Annotated in this window: 14 protein-coding genes and 1 pseudogene; 9 read left to right on the top strand and 6 right to left on the bottom strand. The window is 69.1% G+C overall.

All coding sequences use genetic code 11. The features are described 5' to 3' along the window. Together GT354_RS56805 and GT354_RS38860 are read right to left on the bottom strand one after the other, a co-directional pair. On the bottom strand, nt 1-378 hold a 378-nt coding region (locus GT354_RS56805), incomplete at its 3' end, for an IS3 family transposase (RefSeq protein ID WP_161360248.1). Then, nucleotides 375-668 carry a transposase gene (locus tag GT354_RS38860; RefSeq protein ID WP_161360249.1) on the bottom strand — a complete coding sequence of 98 codons (294 nt, stop codon included), beginning with the start codon at nt 666-668 and terminating at the stop codon, nt 375-377. The genes GT354_RS56805 and GT354_RS38860, both read right to left, overlap by 4 nt. Nucleotides 669-1,066: 398 nt before the next feature. Here GT354_RS38860 and GT354_RS38855 point away from each other — a divergent pair, with 398 nt between their 5' ends. Together GT354_RS38855 and GT354_RS38850 are read left to right on the top strand one after the other, a co-directional pair. Beyond that, on the top strand, nt 1,067-2,566 hold the full coding sequence (locus GT354_RS38855) for an IMP dehydrogenase (RefSeq protein ID WP_346012370.1): 1,500 nt from the start codon (nt 1,067-1,069) through the stop codon (nt 2,564-2,566). A 291-nt stretch (nt 2,567-2,857) separates the two neighbouring features. Continuing rightward, entirely contained in the window at nt 2,858-4,060 is a 1,203-nt protein-coding gene (locus GT354_RS38850; protein WP_346012369.1) for an IS110 family transposase, read from the top strand. Nucleotides 4,061-4,319: 259 nt separating this feature from the next. Here the strand turns inward: GT354_RS38850 and GT354_RS53005 are convergent, their stop codons facing one another. After that, nucleotides 4,320-4,481, bottom strand: coding sequence for a hypothetical protein (locus tag GT354_RS53005; RefSeq protein ID WP_202512781.1), 162 nt, complete (start codon nt 4,479-4,481; stop codon nt 4,320-4,322). Between GT354_RS53005 and GT354_RS38845 the strand changes: the two genes are divergently transcribed. The 4 genes from GT354_RS38845 to GT354_RS38830 all read left to right on the top strand — a co-directional run bounded on the left by GT354_RS38845 (nt 4,443) and on the right by GT354_RS38830 (nt 8,285). Continuing rightward, nucleotides 4,443-5,210, top strand: a complete 768-nt coding sequence (locus GT354_RS38845; RefSeq protein ID WP_346012371.1) for an MFS transporter — start codon at nt 4,443-4,445, stop codon at nt 5,208-5,210. The genes GT354_RS53005 and GT354_RS38845 overlap by 39 nt on opposite strands. A 213-nt stretch (nt 5,211-5,423) precedes the next feature. Next, a complete protein-coding gene (locus GT354_RS38840) occupies nt 5,424-6,032 on the top strand; it encodes an NADPH-dependent FMN reductase (protein ID WP_161361078.1) in 609 nt (202 codons plus the stop codon). Nucleotides 6,033-7,374: 1,342 nt separating this feature from the next. Beyond that, on the top strand, nt 7,375-7,962 hold the full coding sequence (locus tag GT354_RS38835) for a transposase (RefSeq protein WP_161361077.1): 588 nt from the start codon (nt 7,375-7,377) through the stop codon (nt 7,960-7,962). Between the two features lie 14 nt (nt 7,963-7,976). Continuing rightward, nucleotides 7,977-8,285 carry a transposase gene (locus GT354_RS38830; RefSeq protein WP_237535879.1) on the top strand — a complete coding sequence of 103 codons (309 nt, stop codon included), beginning with the start codon at nt 7,977-7,979 and terminating at the stop codon, nt 8,283-8,285. 350 nt (nt 8,286-8,635) lie between these two features. Here GT354_RS38830 and GT354_RS38825 read toward each other — a convergent pair whose 3' ends face one another. The 3 genes from GT354_RS38825 to GT354_RS38815 form a co-directional block, all read right to left on the bottom strand. Beyond that, the gene (locus GT354_RS38825; RefSeq protein ID WP_161361076.1) at nt 8,636-9,850 is read right to left on the bottom strand and encodes an SGNH/GDSL hydrolase family protein; all 1,215 of its coding nucleotides are present in this window, start codon (nt 9,848-9,850) and stop codon (nt 8,636-8,638) included. Between the two features lie 82 nt (nt 9,851-9,932). Then, nucleotides 9,933-11,495, bottom strand: coding sequence for an FAD-dependent oxidoreductase (locus tag GT354_RS38820; RefSeq protein ID WP_161361075.1), 1,563 nt, complete (start codon nt 11,493-11,495; stop codon nt 9,933-9,935). A 55-nt stretch (nt 11,496-11,550) separates the two neighbouring features. Continuing rightward, on the bottom strand, nt 11,551-12,249 hold the full coding sequence (locus GT354_RS38815) for a TetR/AcrR family transcriptional regulator (RefSeq protein WP_161361074.1): 699 nt from the start codon (nt 12,247-12,249) through the stop codon (nt 11,551-11,553). Between the two features lie 97 nt (nt 12,250-12,346). On the opposite strand from GT354_RS38815, the pseudogene GT354_RS38810 reads away from it, so the two are divergent. From GT354_RS38810 to GT354_RS38800, 3 genes and pseudogenes are all read left to right on the top strand, one after another. Then, nucleotides 12,347-12,698 (top strand): annotated as a pseudogene (locus GT354_RS38810) (FAD-dependent monooxygenase); the annotation flags it as partial. Between the two features lie 192 nt (nt 12,699-12,890). Then, the gene (locus GT354_RS38805) at nt 12,891-13,283 is read left to right on the top strand and encodes a hypothetical protein (RefSeq protein ID WP_161361073.1); all 393 of its coding nucleotides are present in this window, start codon (nt 12,891-12,893) and stop codon (nt 13,281-13,283) included. Between the two features lie 6 nt (nt 13,284-13,289). Next, nucleotides 13,290-13,592, top strand: a complete 303-nt coding sequence (locus GT354_RS38800) for a hypothetical protein (RefSeq protein WP_346012368.1) — start codon at nt 13,290-13,292, stop codon at nt 13,590-13,592. Nucleotides 13,593-13,672 lie beyond the last annotated feature (80 nt).

The following is a 13,672-nucleotide window of genomic DNA, read 5'->3' as shown; positions in this document are numbered from 1 at the left end:
GGCCTCGAAGTCGCGTCGGATCAGGTCCGGGATCCGCGGGTGGGCCCCGTCGCCGAGGGTGGTCACCGGCCTCCAGGGACGTGGTTGGCAGGCCACCAGGCCCAGTTCGCGCATCAGGGCCCGCACCGACTCGGGCGAAACGGCCTCGCCGGAGCGCGCCAGGACGGCGTGCACACGGCGATATCCGTACGTCTCGTGGTTCGCCGTGAAGATCTCGCGGATCATCGTCTTGAGGCGTGTTCGTCGGTCGGCGGTGACGGAGGCGGGTCGGTCACGCCATTCGTAGAATCCGGATCGGGACACCCCCAACCATCGGCACATGTCGGCGATGTGAAATTGGGCCTTCTCCGCTTCGACGAGCGCGTATCGCGCGCTCACCCCTGTTCGCGTGCGAAGAAGGCGGACGCTTTTTTCAGGAAGGCGTTCTCCTCACGGAGCTTCCTGACTTCCCGTTCGAGCTGCAGCTCGCGGTCCGATTTCGCGTCGCCCGGGGCTTCGATGTCGTCTTCTCCGGCGAGGCGATGTTCTTTCACCCAGCCCCTGAGCGTGGAGTCGTTGATTCCGAGCTCGGCGGCGACACGAGAGATCGGACGTGGACCGTCGATCACCATGCGGACGGCCTCGTCCCTGAACTGCTGTGGATACCTTGGTGGCACGTTCTCTCTCATTTCCGGATCTCATCAACCCTACGCGGGCCACTGTCCGGAAGAAATAGGGCACCTCAGTGCCCGAAAGGGCGGGTATGCGTTCGTCCCTGACTCCTACCGGGTTGGGGCTTGGCCGCAGAGCCGGAACCGTTCCCGATAATCGTCAGGCTTTCCGTGGGTGGCGGAATCGGTGTGTGGGGTGGGCTAGGATCGCGCAACCGTTGTCACCCACCGCACGCACTCGAACCCGTGGCGCAGCCGTCCGGGATCCGGTTCGCGTGCCTGTTCGTCTCATCGTGTGGACTCGTCCGGTGTTGCCGGTCTGTTCGGCGTTGTGTCGTCTCCGGTGCCGGGCGATCCCGTCGATCGCGGCTGGGCGCGGGGCGGTCGTGTGTGTCACGTATGAGAGGACGCACGCCGTGGAGATCCTGTCCGAGGTCTCGCGCACGCTGGGCGAGTACCTGCTGCTGCCGAACGAGACGACGGAAAAGTGCGTCCCCGAACGCGTGGATCTGACGACCGCGTTGGTGCGCCACCGGGTCGGCGAGACGTCGTCGCTGCGGGTGGCCACTCCCCTGTTGAGCGCGATCATGGAGGCGGTATCGAGTCCGCGCCTGGCGATCGCCCTGGCTCAGTACGGCGGTCTGGCGTTCGTTCACCAGAATCAGCCGATCGAGGCGCAAGTCGAGGATGTCGCCGCGGTCAAGCGGCACAAGGCGGGTTTTCGGCCCGCGAGCGTGGCGGTCAAGCCGACGGCGACGCTCGACGAGGTCACGCGGTTGGTGCGGGAATCGGGTGCGGAACACGTTGCCGTGACTGAGGACGGGACCGTCGGCGGGCGTCTGCTGGGGTTGATCGGTCCGGGGGATTTCCATCGTGACCGTCATGCCGGGGTCGATCCGGTGACCACGCGCATGCGCGGTGTCGAGGACGTGGTCACGGCGCCGGTGGGTGTGTCGTTGGGTGACGCGAACGCGTTGTTGTGGGACCGGCGCGCGGACGTCCTCGCGGTTGTGGACGGCGACGTGCTCGAGTCGCTGGTGTTGCGCAGCGACTACGACACGCACAAGCGGTTCCGCAGCGAGAGCATCGACGGCCGCAAGCGGTTGCGGGTGGCCGCCGGGATCAACACTCGCGACCACCGTGAGCGGGTGCCCGCGTTGGTGGGGGCGGGTGCGGACCTGTTGTGCATCGACTCCTCGGACGGCTACACGGTCTACCAGGCGCGTGTCCTGGAGGATGTGCGGTCCGCGTACGGGAACGGGGTGTACGTGGGGGCGGGGAACGTCGTGGACGGGCGGGGGTTCGACTACCTCGCGGACGCGCGCGCGGCGTTCGTGAAGGTGGGGATCGGGGGTGGCAGCATCTGCACGACGCGGCAGCAGAAGGGCATCGGCCGAGGTCAGGCGTCGGCGTTGCTGGACGTGGCGCGCGCTCGGGACGCGTATGCGGAGCGCACGGGCGAGTACGTGCCGCTGGTGTGCGACGGCGGGGTGCTGGAGGACAGTCACATGGCGATCGCGCTGGCCATGGGTGCCGACGCGATCATGCTCGGACGGTATTTCGCGCGCACCACGGAGAGCCCGACGCGGCGGGTGCGCGTGGGTGGCCAGGACTACAAGGAGTACTGGGGCGAGGGCTCGATGCGGGCCCGCAACACCGCCCGTTACGAGCACCACGAGGACGGGGAGGCCGTGGCCTTCGCCGAGGGCGTGGACGGGCTGGTGCCCTATGCGGGCAGTCTGTACGACGCGGTCGCGATGACGAGCGCGAAGATCCGCGCGACGATGGTCAGTTGCGGCTCGACGTCACTGGCGGCGTTCCGGGAGTCGGCGCGCATGGTGGTGGTGTCGGAGCAGAGCTTCCGTCAGACCGGCGCCGAGGTGATGGTGCGTCCGTCCGCCGACGCCATCGGGTGACGCACCCGGGGCGGGCCGAGGGTTCTCGGCCCGCCCCGGGTGCGTTTCAGCGGGTCCTACGTTGTTGAGCGGGTTGATCAAGGCCAGTCGTAAGGTCTGGAGACCCAGAGACACCGGGTATGGCTTTCAGCGGGTTGCCCTCGATGGTTGGCCACACCTGGCCGCCCGGTGTCTCACGACGACTCGGCCGCTGATTAGGAGCTGCGGGCACCACACGGTGCATCGCCGAGTAGGACCACGCCGGCGAGGTCGTTCGGGGGAACAACACTGACCGACGAATCGGAGGAACCCGTGCCCCGGATCTGGGCGGGCGTGGATATCGGCAAGGCGCATCACCACTGCGTGGTTCTGGACGCCGAGGGAAAACGGTTGCTGTCTCGTCGTGTGCCGAACGACGAACCGAAACTGCTCGACCTGCTCGCCGACGTGCCGGCCCTCGACGAGGACGCCGGGTGGGCGGTCGATGTCTCGGACGGCATGGCCACGCTGCTGATCAACGTATTGCTCAATCGCGGGCAGCAGTTGCTCCACATACCCGGCCTGGCCGTCAACCGTGCGTCGGCCGGCTACCGGGGCACCGGTAAGACCGACGCCAAGGACGCGACCGTGATCGCGGACCAGGCTCGGAAGCGCCGCGACCTGACGGCCCTGCGACCCGACAACGAACACGTCGTCGTCGAACTGCGGGTCCTCACCAACCGACGGGCCGACCCGAACGCGGACCGCACCCGCCGCATCAATCGCCTGCGTGGTCAACTCACGGAAATCTTTCCGGCGTTGGAGCGTTCCCTCGATCCGGGCAACGTCGGCCCGCTGGCCCTGCCGGCCGGCTACCAGACCCCGGCGGCGCTGCGTCGAACCGGCCGCAGGCGGCTGACCACCTGGCTCCGCAACCGCAAGGTCCGCGGTGCCGAAGCCTTGGCCGACGCCGCCCTGGAGGCGGCCGAGCGGCAGCACACGGCCGTCGCCGGCAAGAAGGTCACCGCGCAGGTGATCCACACCCTGGCGAGGGAGGTGACGGGCCTCAACGAGCAGATCGCCGAGATCGACAAGCTCATCGAGGCCCGGTTTCGCGACCATGAACTCGCCGAGGTCATCTCCAGCTTGCCTGGCATCGGCCCGCTCCTGGGAGCGGAGTTCCTGGCCGCCACCGCCGGCGACATGAGTCGCTACGGCAGCTCCGACCGCCTGGCAAGCTTCGACGGAGTCGCCCCGGTGCCCCGGGACTCCGGCAACGTCAGCGGCAACCTGCACCGGCCCCGGCGCTATCACCGCAGCCTGCAACGCGTCTTCTACACCTCCGCGCTCATCAGCATCCGCAACTGCGAAGCCTCGCGGCGCTACTACGAACGCAAGACGACGGCACCGGATCCAGCAACGGCACGGCCGTCGGCGGTGCCGATGTCGGTGCGGCGGCGTCAACGGGGTTCCGCGTCGCGCTCATCCGCCCGCTGTCGAGTTTCCGGATCAACTTCGGGGCTGGCATGGCCATGAACTTGCCGATCTTCATCGCAGTGGTCGCGGTCCCGGCTGTGGCACTGCGCCGCACGTGCTTGCGCACCTTGACGAACGAGACCCGGTCGGGGTCGATGTCCCCTCCCTCGGCCGGCTCCATGATGATCCGGATCAGGCAGTGATGGACGACCAGATGCGCCCGTGCCTCCTGGAATGCCGGGTCCGGGTCGCCGGAACGCAAGACCTGCTGCGGGCCCCGCCGGAAGGCCTTGACCCGGCGATACGAGGATTCCGCTTCTCATCTTTCGCCGTACAGGGCTGCGAGTTCGCCGGCCGGGTGCTCCTCCGGGTCCAGCTGGTCGGTCAGCAGCTGAATCACCTCGCCGCCGTCGACCCGGTACTCGACCGCACGCAGGACGACGTGCCCGGGTGCGGCCCGCTTTTGTCGGGCCAGGTTCATCCGGGCCGGATACGTGCCGTCGCCCGCGTCGCAATTGCGGTTGCACTGCTTGCCCTTTTCGTGCTCGCCGAACTACGCACGACGCACCCGTTGATCGACCTCCACGGACTCCGGAACGGCCCGGTGGCGCTGACCTGCGTGGTGGCGTTCGTCGTCGGCTACGGCACGACCGTGTGGTACGTCGTGGTGCCCAGCCTGGCCGGCCTGCCCACGAGCACCGGATACCGTCTCGGGGCGATCACCAGCGCAGTCGGGTTCCTGCTGCTGCCCATGGGGGTGCTCGCCCTGGCGAGTGCGCCGTTCACGCCACGCCTGGAGCGTCTTCTGGGCACCCGCGGCGTGATGACGCTGAGCACCGCGCTCGTCGTCGGCCCCAACCTGCTGTTGCTCCTCGCCTACGGCAACCCTGTGTTCCTCTGGCTCGGCAGTGCCGTCTGCGGTGTCGGGATCGGCCTCGGTACAACCCAGTCGATGAACATCGTGGTCGGCGTCGTCCCCGCCGACCGCGTCGCAAGCGTCTCCGGCGCAGCGTTCGTCCTGCGCAGCGTCGGTGCCGCCCTCGGTGGCCGGATCGCCGCCGGTGTGCTCGCCTCCGACCTCGTTCCCGGCACACCGATTCCGGCCTGGGACGCATACACGACTACGTTCGTGATCAGCGCGGTCGCACTCCCCCTCAGCATCGCACTGCTGCCCGCACAACTGCCCGCCGCGGTACCGACCATCCCCTGAACCGCGAAGTGCGGGGCAAGGCGCTGATTCGGGACAGACCTTGACATGTGGCACGCTTGCCCCGCGCCGGGAACAGACCGGCGAAGGATTCGTAGCCGCCGTCATCCGTCACACTCGTGGCGCACCGCGGCGGATCCGGGAGCCGCCGAAGACCACGGGAACGGCCGACGGGGGCACGCGGCGGCACCCGAGCACACCGCAAGGAGATCTCACATGGACCACGCCCAGGCCCCGAACACCCAGGCGACGCGGCGGGCCGGTGACCGCATCGCCGTCGTGGTCGGCAGCACCCGCCCGACCCGGATCTGCCCCGGCATCGCCGAATGGATCCGCACCGCCCTCCAGCTGGACAGCCCCCTGACCTACGAGCTGCTCGACCTCGCCGACGTCGGCCTTCCCCTGCTCGACGAACCGCTGAAGGCCGCGCTCCAGCAGTACGAGCACGAGCACACCCGCCGCTGGAGCCGCACCGTCAGCTCCTACAGCGGCTTCGTGTTCGTCTTCCCCCAGTACAACTGGGGCTACCCCGCCGTCCTGAAGAACGCCCTGGACTTCCTGTACCGGGAGTGGCACGACAAGCCGGTCGCCGTCGCCGGCTACGGCACCCGCGGCGGGGGCAAGGGAGTCGCCCAGCTCCTGTCCGTCCTGCAGGGCCTGCACATGCGCGCCCTGGACACCCACCTGGAACTGGTGATCACCGACGCCGACGTGGACGAGAATTGGCAGCTCAAGGACGTCGAAGCCACCCTCCACCCCTACCGCGACCAGATCAGGGCCATCGACGAGCAGATGCTCGAAGCCCTCCAGGACGACCAGCAGTAGAACCGGCACAACCACGCGGCGGACACCGGCTCGACGAGCGGGGCACGGTCGGCCCCTTCGTGACCCGGTCAAGGTCGCGGAGTCCGGCCTGCCGTCCGGCATCGACCCCGCCTCGGACCACGCGCGACATCAAAACCAGGCTCTCGGTCCCCGCCGCCGTGCCGGAGTTCCGGCACGACACGATCAGTGAGAACACCCGCGAAGGCGTCGCCCGAGCCTGAGGCAAGACGCTCGGCCACCGCCACCAGGTCGACCCGAAGGCAATCCGCTGGTCCCGACGCCCCCGGGGCCCGGGACCTGCCCGAGCAACTCGACGCCGTCCCTGACGAGGCCGACCAGCAGCATCAACAACCCGCGCCAAACCCGGAGATCACCTTCGACCTGCCCGCCGTCCGCCGAGCACTCGCCTCCGGCCGGGCCATCCAACCCGGCAAGGCCCACTCGCTCCGGATCACTGCCCTGTTCTCACCCCACCGCGCCCTTCTGCAACAGAGCACTGCCCTCGCCGCCGACACGACGGCCCGGGCCGGCCGAGCACAAGGGGCTCGCAAGGGGCTCGTTTCAGGGGATCGATCCGTGGTCGAGGCGGCGGCCGCCCGGGTGCCGGTGTACCGGACGCGATGGAACGTCCGCATCCCGATCTGTGCGACAGCCCGCACTGGCGATCACGCGGACAGTCGCGGGACGATGACTCGACGTCACCGCGAGGAGGGACTTCGACATGGGTACGCACAACAAGCCCACACCGCCCCCTCTCTCTCGACGGCGACGACCCGTCGCTGCGCAACCCCGGCCCGGGCACGCACTGAAAGCCGGGAGGGCTTCGAGTTTCGGGTCGGGCCAGGGGCGGGTGTCGGCCCAGGTGGGGCGGTGTCGGCCGGTGGCGATGTCCTCGTACAGATCGGTGACCGTGACGTCGGCCCCGATGGCCCGGGTGGTGGCCGGCGAGCTGCCCGTCCAGGCCCAGCGGATCGACGCCCCCGATCCGGCCACCAGCGTTCATCTCCGGGACCACACGGTGGCGATGCTCCGATCTCCCGATGTAATCCCACAAGGGCGGGTCGTCGGCGGACCCCTCCGGGCCTCCCCGAGGACCCGCTCGCGGCGGGGCCGGCGCAGCGGGACGGGGCCGGGTCACGAGTGATCTCGGGTGCGGTCCAGGCCGGCGTCGAGGACGGCGAGGTCCGGGCGGTCCCGCAGCTCCTGCTCGCGCGCCCAGTCGGCGGGTACATGGCGTCCGTCGTCCAGACGCATTGAGCCGCAGCACCGCACTGAGGCTGGTCGAGGCGCTTCCCGAGCCGAATCCCCGCAGTCCGCGGGTGGTGGCGTCGACGAGTACGCGATGCGCAGGGTACGCGTCTACGGGACCGGGTTGGTGGACGTCGATTCCGGCCGGGCCATCGATCTGCTGCCCGATCGGGAGGCAACAACGCTCGTTGTCTGGTTGGCCGATCGTCCCGACATCGAGGTCGTCTGCCGCGACCGCGCCCCGTTCTTCGCCGACGGTGCGCGGCTGGGGGCTCCGACGGCCCTCCAGGTCGCCGATCGTTTCCATCTGTGGCACGACCTCGGCGAGGCGGCGGAACGATGCGTGTCCCGGCATCGTTCCTGCCTGAAGGCGGTCCCCGGACAGACCGAGATCCGCTCGATTCCCGTCGACGAAGCGGGAGACTCACCGTGGCCGACGGGCCACCGGGTCGCCGATGGTACGCGTGAGAAGCACGCGGTCGTTCACGCGTTCCCGGCCGAGGGCCTCGGTCAGAGGGCGATCTGTCGTCGACTGGGCATGGGCAGCCTCACGGAGCCGTTCGCGCCCACCTCCTGCCGTTCCGAAGCAGGGCGCCTGCGGATCTTCGTCCACCGTCGCCGCGGACGGTCGCACGATGGATTCCGACCCGCCCCGAAAGGCTTCGTGAGAGCGATCGGCTGAGCCTCAAGCTCGTCTTGACGCAGTGCCCGGAACTCGACGCCCTCACCGGACATGTTCGAGCGTTCGCACGGATGCTCACCCAGCTTCGGGGAGAGCAACTCGCAGAGTGGATCCGGGCGGTGCGATCCGATGACCCGCCCCACCTGCATGCCTTCGCCAACGGCCTCGAACGCGATCGCGCCGCGATCACGGCCGGTCTGACACTGCCCTGGAGTTCGGGCGTCGTCGAAGGTCACGTCAATCGCATCAAGATGACCAAACGCCACATGTACGGTCGCGCCGGGTTCGCCCTCCTGCGCAAGCGAGTCCTGCTCGCGTCGTGAGACGAGTGTCGGTGACGGATGCCGACATCCGCGAAAAAGCGATGCGAGGGGAACGGTCCTGGCCGAGGACTCCGAACTCGCGGACCTCTGGGGCGAGGCCGCCGACGGTCCACGATGGCGCCAAAACATCGCCTACACGCGGCAGTTCATCAATACTCGAGCCCAGCCACAGGACGCCGAGCCGCGCAAGGACTGACGCTGCGTCACCGCTCCGCACAAGCTGACCCAGAACCCGAAGTCGTCGACAAACGCTGTCAGTAGAAGTGAACGAAGCCACACGGTGTCGCGTCGGGGCCGGGCGCCCGACCCCGACACGACACCGCAGGCTCGGAAGCCGCCTCGGTCAGGGGTCAGTCGAAGAGTGATAGGTCGATGGATTCCGCGAGGGCGGCATAGCCCGCGTCACTGCCGTGGAGGTTGTCACCCATGTGCAAGTCGCTGCGGATGTGGCTGGGGTCGGCGGGGTCGCGCCAGACGGCGTCGAAGTCGAGTACGCCGTCGAAGGTGCCGCTCGTGCGGATCCATGAGTTGACCTCCTCGCGCGCCTTGTCGCCCTCGGCTGAGTACATTTCCGAGCTGCCGTAGGGGGCGATGGTCGCGGCGTGGACTTTCACGCCGTGCGCGCGGGCGCGTGCCGCCAGTTGGAGGTGGGCGGCGATGATGTCGTCGACGCCGGCGGGTGAGCCGGGGAACATCGAGAGGAATCCGGCGGTCTCCTCGGTGCGGGGGGCAAAGGAGAAGACGAGGTCGTTGCCCACGGCGATCACCACGTGGCCCAGGCCGGGCGTGGCGAGGATGTCGCGGTCGAAGCGGGCGAGGGCGGCGGTGCCGATACCGTCGGTAAACATGCGGTTGCCGCTGATGCCCTGGCTGACGACACACAGTGCCTGTCCGCCGCGGGTTGCCAGACGTTCGGCGAGCCCGTCCGTCCAGCGCCGGTCGGTACCGGGGGTGGATCCCATGCCGTCGACGCGGGAGTCGCCGATGACGGCGATGGCCCGGGTTGGCACCTCAGGCTGCACTTCCACGGCCGTGATCAGGGCCTGTGCCGGCAAGGGGGCAGCGTCCGCGGGCAGCGACACGAGGGCGGTCGCGTCGCCGGGGATGAGCCAGCCGAGCGTGTGGAAGGTCCCGTGGCAGGTTGCGGTGTCCACTCGGCCGGGCAGGAAGAGGCTGATGGTCAGCCGGGACAGCGCGGCGGTCCGCAGCTCGACGGGGTCGCTGAGGATCGGCGCTCCCGCCGGTACGGTGGCGCCGGGCCGGCCGCTGAAGGTCACCGCGTGATCGCTTCCGGGCTGGATTGCGTCGTCGGTGTCCGTGATGGCGACACGGGCGGCGCCAATGGTCAGCGGTGCGGTTCCGTACTCGTTACTGATGCGGATGCGGATGCGGTGTCCGCCACCTGTGATGCGGACGATCTGCCGCAGCGTCGCATTCTCACAGGGTTCGATGTAGCTGACGGAGTTGTTCGGCGCCTGGGGGGAGGCGCCCCAGGTGCGAACCCATGCGACCGGGTACGAGGCCGAACCTTCGGACCTGGACGGGGAGTTGACGGCGCTGTTCATGGTCGTTGCCCTTCGCCTGTCGGGTATTGCGGCGGTGCCGACTGTGGTGGTGATCGACGTGTGGTATTCGACAAACTCGGTGTCAGGCGGCCTTGCGTCCGGGCGGGAGCCGCCGTTCGTTCCAGCTCTGCGGCGCGCCGAACCACTGGGCAGCCGACCGCTCGAACGCGCCGCGATCCGGGGCGGGCTCGCCCGCCCAGGCCACGACGCCGTCGGGCCGAATCAGCACGGCACCCAGCCCGAGGTCGTCGCGCGCCGAGCCGGCCGCGTAGTGGATCCGGTCTGCCCACCCCTTGGCCGCATCCTGCAGCGCACGCTCGGTGCCGAAGTCGAGCACGACTCCCTTCCCCTGGCGTAGCAGTTCGCCGAGGCGGGTGCCGTCCTCGAAGCGGAAGTCCGGGGCGGTGCAGCCGACGAGGGGCTGTTCGCTGCCCAGGTCGTAGCGGTTGAACAGCCCCGACGTGTTTCGGTACACGTGGGTCGTTCCGTCGGTGGTGCTCATCAGATCGTGGACGAGTCGACGCAGTGCGGGCGCGTGGGGGCCCGGCTTCATGGTGGCGACCTGGGCACGGGACCAGTCGAGGACGGCGGCGCCGACGGGGTGCCGCTCGGTGGTGTAGGTGTCGAGCAGGCCCTCGGGAGCGGAACCGTTGACGGTGGCGGCGAGCTTCCAGCCGAGGTTGACGGCGTCGCCGATGCCAAGGTTGAGGCCCTGGCCGCCCAGGGGCGAGTGGATGTGCGCTGCGTCGCCGGCAAGCAGTACGCGGCCCTGGCGATACGTCGTCGCCTGCATCGCGCGGTCGGTGAAGCTGGAGGCGAGATGGACCTCGCTCAGCGTCACGTCGGTGCCGCTGATACGGCGCAGGACCGTCTGGAGGTGCTCGCGGGTCAGCGGCTGGGAGCGATCGAAGGTGCCGCCGTCGAAGTCCGTCATGCCCAGGTGCCCTTCGAGGGGCGTCCGCAGGTACATGCCGTTCGGCGTCAGGTTGAACCCGAGCGGCAGCTGCTCGGGGTCGGCGAAGGTGACCTTGGCGACGTAGCCGGTGAACATCGGCTCGGTGCCGACGAATTCGAAGCCGACGAGCTGACGTACGGCGCTGCGCCCGCCGTCGCAGCCCACCACCCACCGCGCCTGGTACTCCCGGCCGCCTGCCGTGACGAGGACGGATTCGGTGACCTGCGCTACGGCCGTGACGGGAGCATTTTGGATGATCTCGACTCCGAGCGCGGTAGCCCGCTCGGACAGCACTGATCCGACCGCTGCCAGGCTCGTCATGAACCCCTCCATCGCCGGGCTGGGCAGCCGAGGCGGGAGGGCTGCCGTGTCGATGTCGGCCGCGGCGAGGGTCATGCCCGCGAAATGACTCAGCTCGCGAGGGTCGGGGGCCTCGGTCGCTTCCGGGTCCGCACCGACCTTCGCCGGGTCGATTCCGGAAGCCTTCGCTGTCGCTTCCAGTAGGCCGCGGCGGTAGAGCGTCTCGGCCGACCCGGTGTTCAGGCCCCGCAGCCCGAGTGGGAAGGCCTCCAGGGGCGAGGTGAGTTCCGGGTCCCGCTCAAAGACCAGCACGGAGCAGCCGGTCAGGGCCAGCTCGCCGGCCAGGAACAGGCCGACCGGGCCGGCGCCGGCTATCACGACGTCGTGCATGAGAGGTGTCCCTTCGAGAGGCGAACGATGGGGTCGACCGCCCGGATCGGCCGGGTCAGCGCAGATGGGTGAGGCCGTCGAGGATGACGGCGACGCCGGTGAGGAACTGCTCGCGGTCGTCGTGCTCTCGCATCTGGCCGACGATGGCGTGCATGAACGGGTAGGCCTCCGGGTCGAGGCCCTGCCATGCCGACGACGCCGCGTCGATGAACTCGCCGCGATCCCCGTCGGGGTCGATCCCTGAGGAGTCCCCCTCGATACGGGCGTTCTGGCTGACCGCTCCGAGGATGTAGTGCACGAGCGTCGAGGCCGCGTCGAACCATGAGGCTCGAGGCACGCCCAGGGGACCCATCTGCCCGCCGATCCGCTCGAAGATCCCCACCGTCACCGGGCCGACCGGATTGCGGATGATCTGGAGGGTCAGCCGCGTGGCGAGCCACTGGTGGCCGGCGATCGCGTCGAACAGAGCCAATGCGACGGCGCGGATCTCCTCTGCGGGTGTGGCCGAAGCCTCGGTCGGCTTGGCGGCCAGTGCCGCGGTGATCACGGTTTCCGTCGCCGTGTCCAGCAGCTCGTCACGGGTGCCCACGTGGTAATAGAGCGCCCCGGATCCGGTGGACAGCCGCTCGGTCAGCGCACGGACGGTCAGTGCGCCCTCTCCGCCCGCATCGAGCATCTCGACGGCAGTGTCGATGATCTGCGTCCGGGAGAGCACCTGATTGCGCCGCTGGGGTCGGCGTGCTCGCGTCGTCATACCTCGACTATGACACACTTGGAGCGGCGTACCAATTTGGAACCATGAACTAAGTTGGATTACCGATCCGTTCCGGAGCAGCACACCAAAGGCGTCGGTGGGCCTCGCCGACCGCGAGAACGAAGGGGCACCAGGCACGACGTCACGATCATCGGCAGGGCTCGGCGGGCTCACGCCGGCCCGCGTCCTGCACGTCCGCGGCATACCGGTCGAGGTGTACGAGGCGGAAGACTTGCCCGAGGCACGGGCGCAGGACGGGATGCTCGATATCCACGACTACAGCGGGCAGTTCGCCCTTGAGGCGGCCGGCCTGATGTCGGAATTCCGCGCCATCGTCCTGTAGGGCCGCCAGGCGATGCGCGCTCCGGGACAGGACGGCACCGTCCTGTTCGAGAAGCCCGGACGACGACACCGGCGGCCGGCCGGAAGCGCAGCATGCGGACCTGCGGTGAGTGCTGCTCGACGCCTCCCGGAGGGAACCGTCCGCTGAGCCCCTACCCGGGCCAGGCCTCCCCGATCGCCGCCCGGGCGGGAAGTGGAAGGTCCACATCAACCCCCACGACGCCCGCCGGATCCGGATCCGCCTCCTCGGACTCGGGCTCACCGAGATCCCCTGGATCCACCACGACCATGCCCATCACTTGTTCGACGAACGCGCCTGGCAGTACCTACGCACCATCGTCACCCACCACAGCGACGCCGACGCTCACGAAGCGAACCTCGCCGAAGCCCTCGACCAACTCATGCGCCGCGTCCGCGCCGGGCACGCCACCCGCACCGAACAACGTTTCCTCGCCCGCAGCACACCCACCCGGATTTCCCCGCCGGCACGCTCCGTGCGCGAACGGCGGGAGCGGGACCCCGGTGACATGGTCCCTGGGCCAGGCAAGGACAGCCTCGACGAACTCGACGACGGTCCCGACGAGTCATCATTGCCGGGATGGGACGCCGACGAAACGATCCCGGCTGCCGCCGCCCCGCCGTACACGGGACACGGGCCCTACGACGCACAGGAAGAAGCCCTGAAATGGTGAGCACCGGTGAGCAGTCGGGCGACGACACGCACGCTGATGATCCTGGGCCGCCGGCAACGGACCATCGCGCTGCTCCACGTCGGGCGCGCCTGCCACCTCGCCCACACCCGCCGTGTCCCGGCGCAGCCGGGGCAGGCCCACCCACGCGTGCCGGTCGCGTACGTCCTCGTGCCGCCGGGCGCGACCGCGAAGGCCCGCGCCGCCGAATGCGCCCGCTACCTACGCGTCCCCTTCACGACCCGGATGCCGCAGGCACAGATCATCGAACAGGGCGTTCCTACGGGCAGCCGCGGATCCAGTAGCCGATGAAGGCGCCGAGTTTCGAGCCGACCTGTCCGGAGAACCAGTGTTCCGAGCGCAGGCCCTGGTTGAACTGGCGCGTGTACTCG

This window comes from Streptomyces sp. SID3343 (assembly GCF_009865215.1).
Lineage (GTDB): Bacteria > Actinomycetota > Actinomycetes > Streptomycetales > Streptomycetaceae > Embleya.
The sequence above is the reverse complement of the archived record's forward strand: the minus strand, read 5'-3'. Positions and strand labels throughout refer to the sequence as shown.

Coding starts and splice junctions, on each gene's coding strand:
- GT354_RS38860 (WP_161360249.1), bottom strand. CDS start 668: ATGAGAGAGAACGTGCCACCAAGGTATCCACAGCAGTTCAGGGACGAG.
- GT354_RS53005 (WP_202512781.1), bottom strand. CDS start 4,481: ATGAACCTGGCCCGACAAAAGCGGGCCGCACCCGGGCACGTCGTCCTG.
- GT354_RS38840 (WP_161361078.1), top strand. CDS start 5,424: ATGGACCACGCCCAGGCCCCGAACACCCAGGCGACGCGGCGGGCCGGT.
- GT354_RS38835 (WP_161361077.1), top strand. CDS start 7,375: ATGCGCAGGGTACGCGTCTACGGGACCGGGTTGGTGGACGTCGATTCC.
- GT354_RS38825 (WP_161361076.1), bottom strand. CDS start 9,850: ATGAACAGCGCCGTCAACTCCCCGTCCAGGTCCGAAGGTTCGGCCTCG.
- GT354_RS38820 (WP_161361075.1), bottom strand. CDS start 11,495: ATGCACGACGTCGTGATAGCCGGCGCCGGCCCGGTCGGCCTGTTCCTG.
- GT354_RS38815 (WP_161361074.1), bottom strand. CDS start 12,249: ATGACGACGCGAGCACGCCGACCCCAGCGGCGCAATCAGGTGCTCTCC.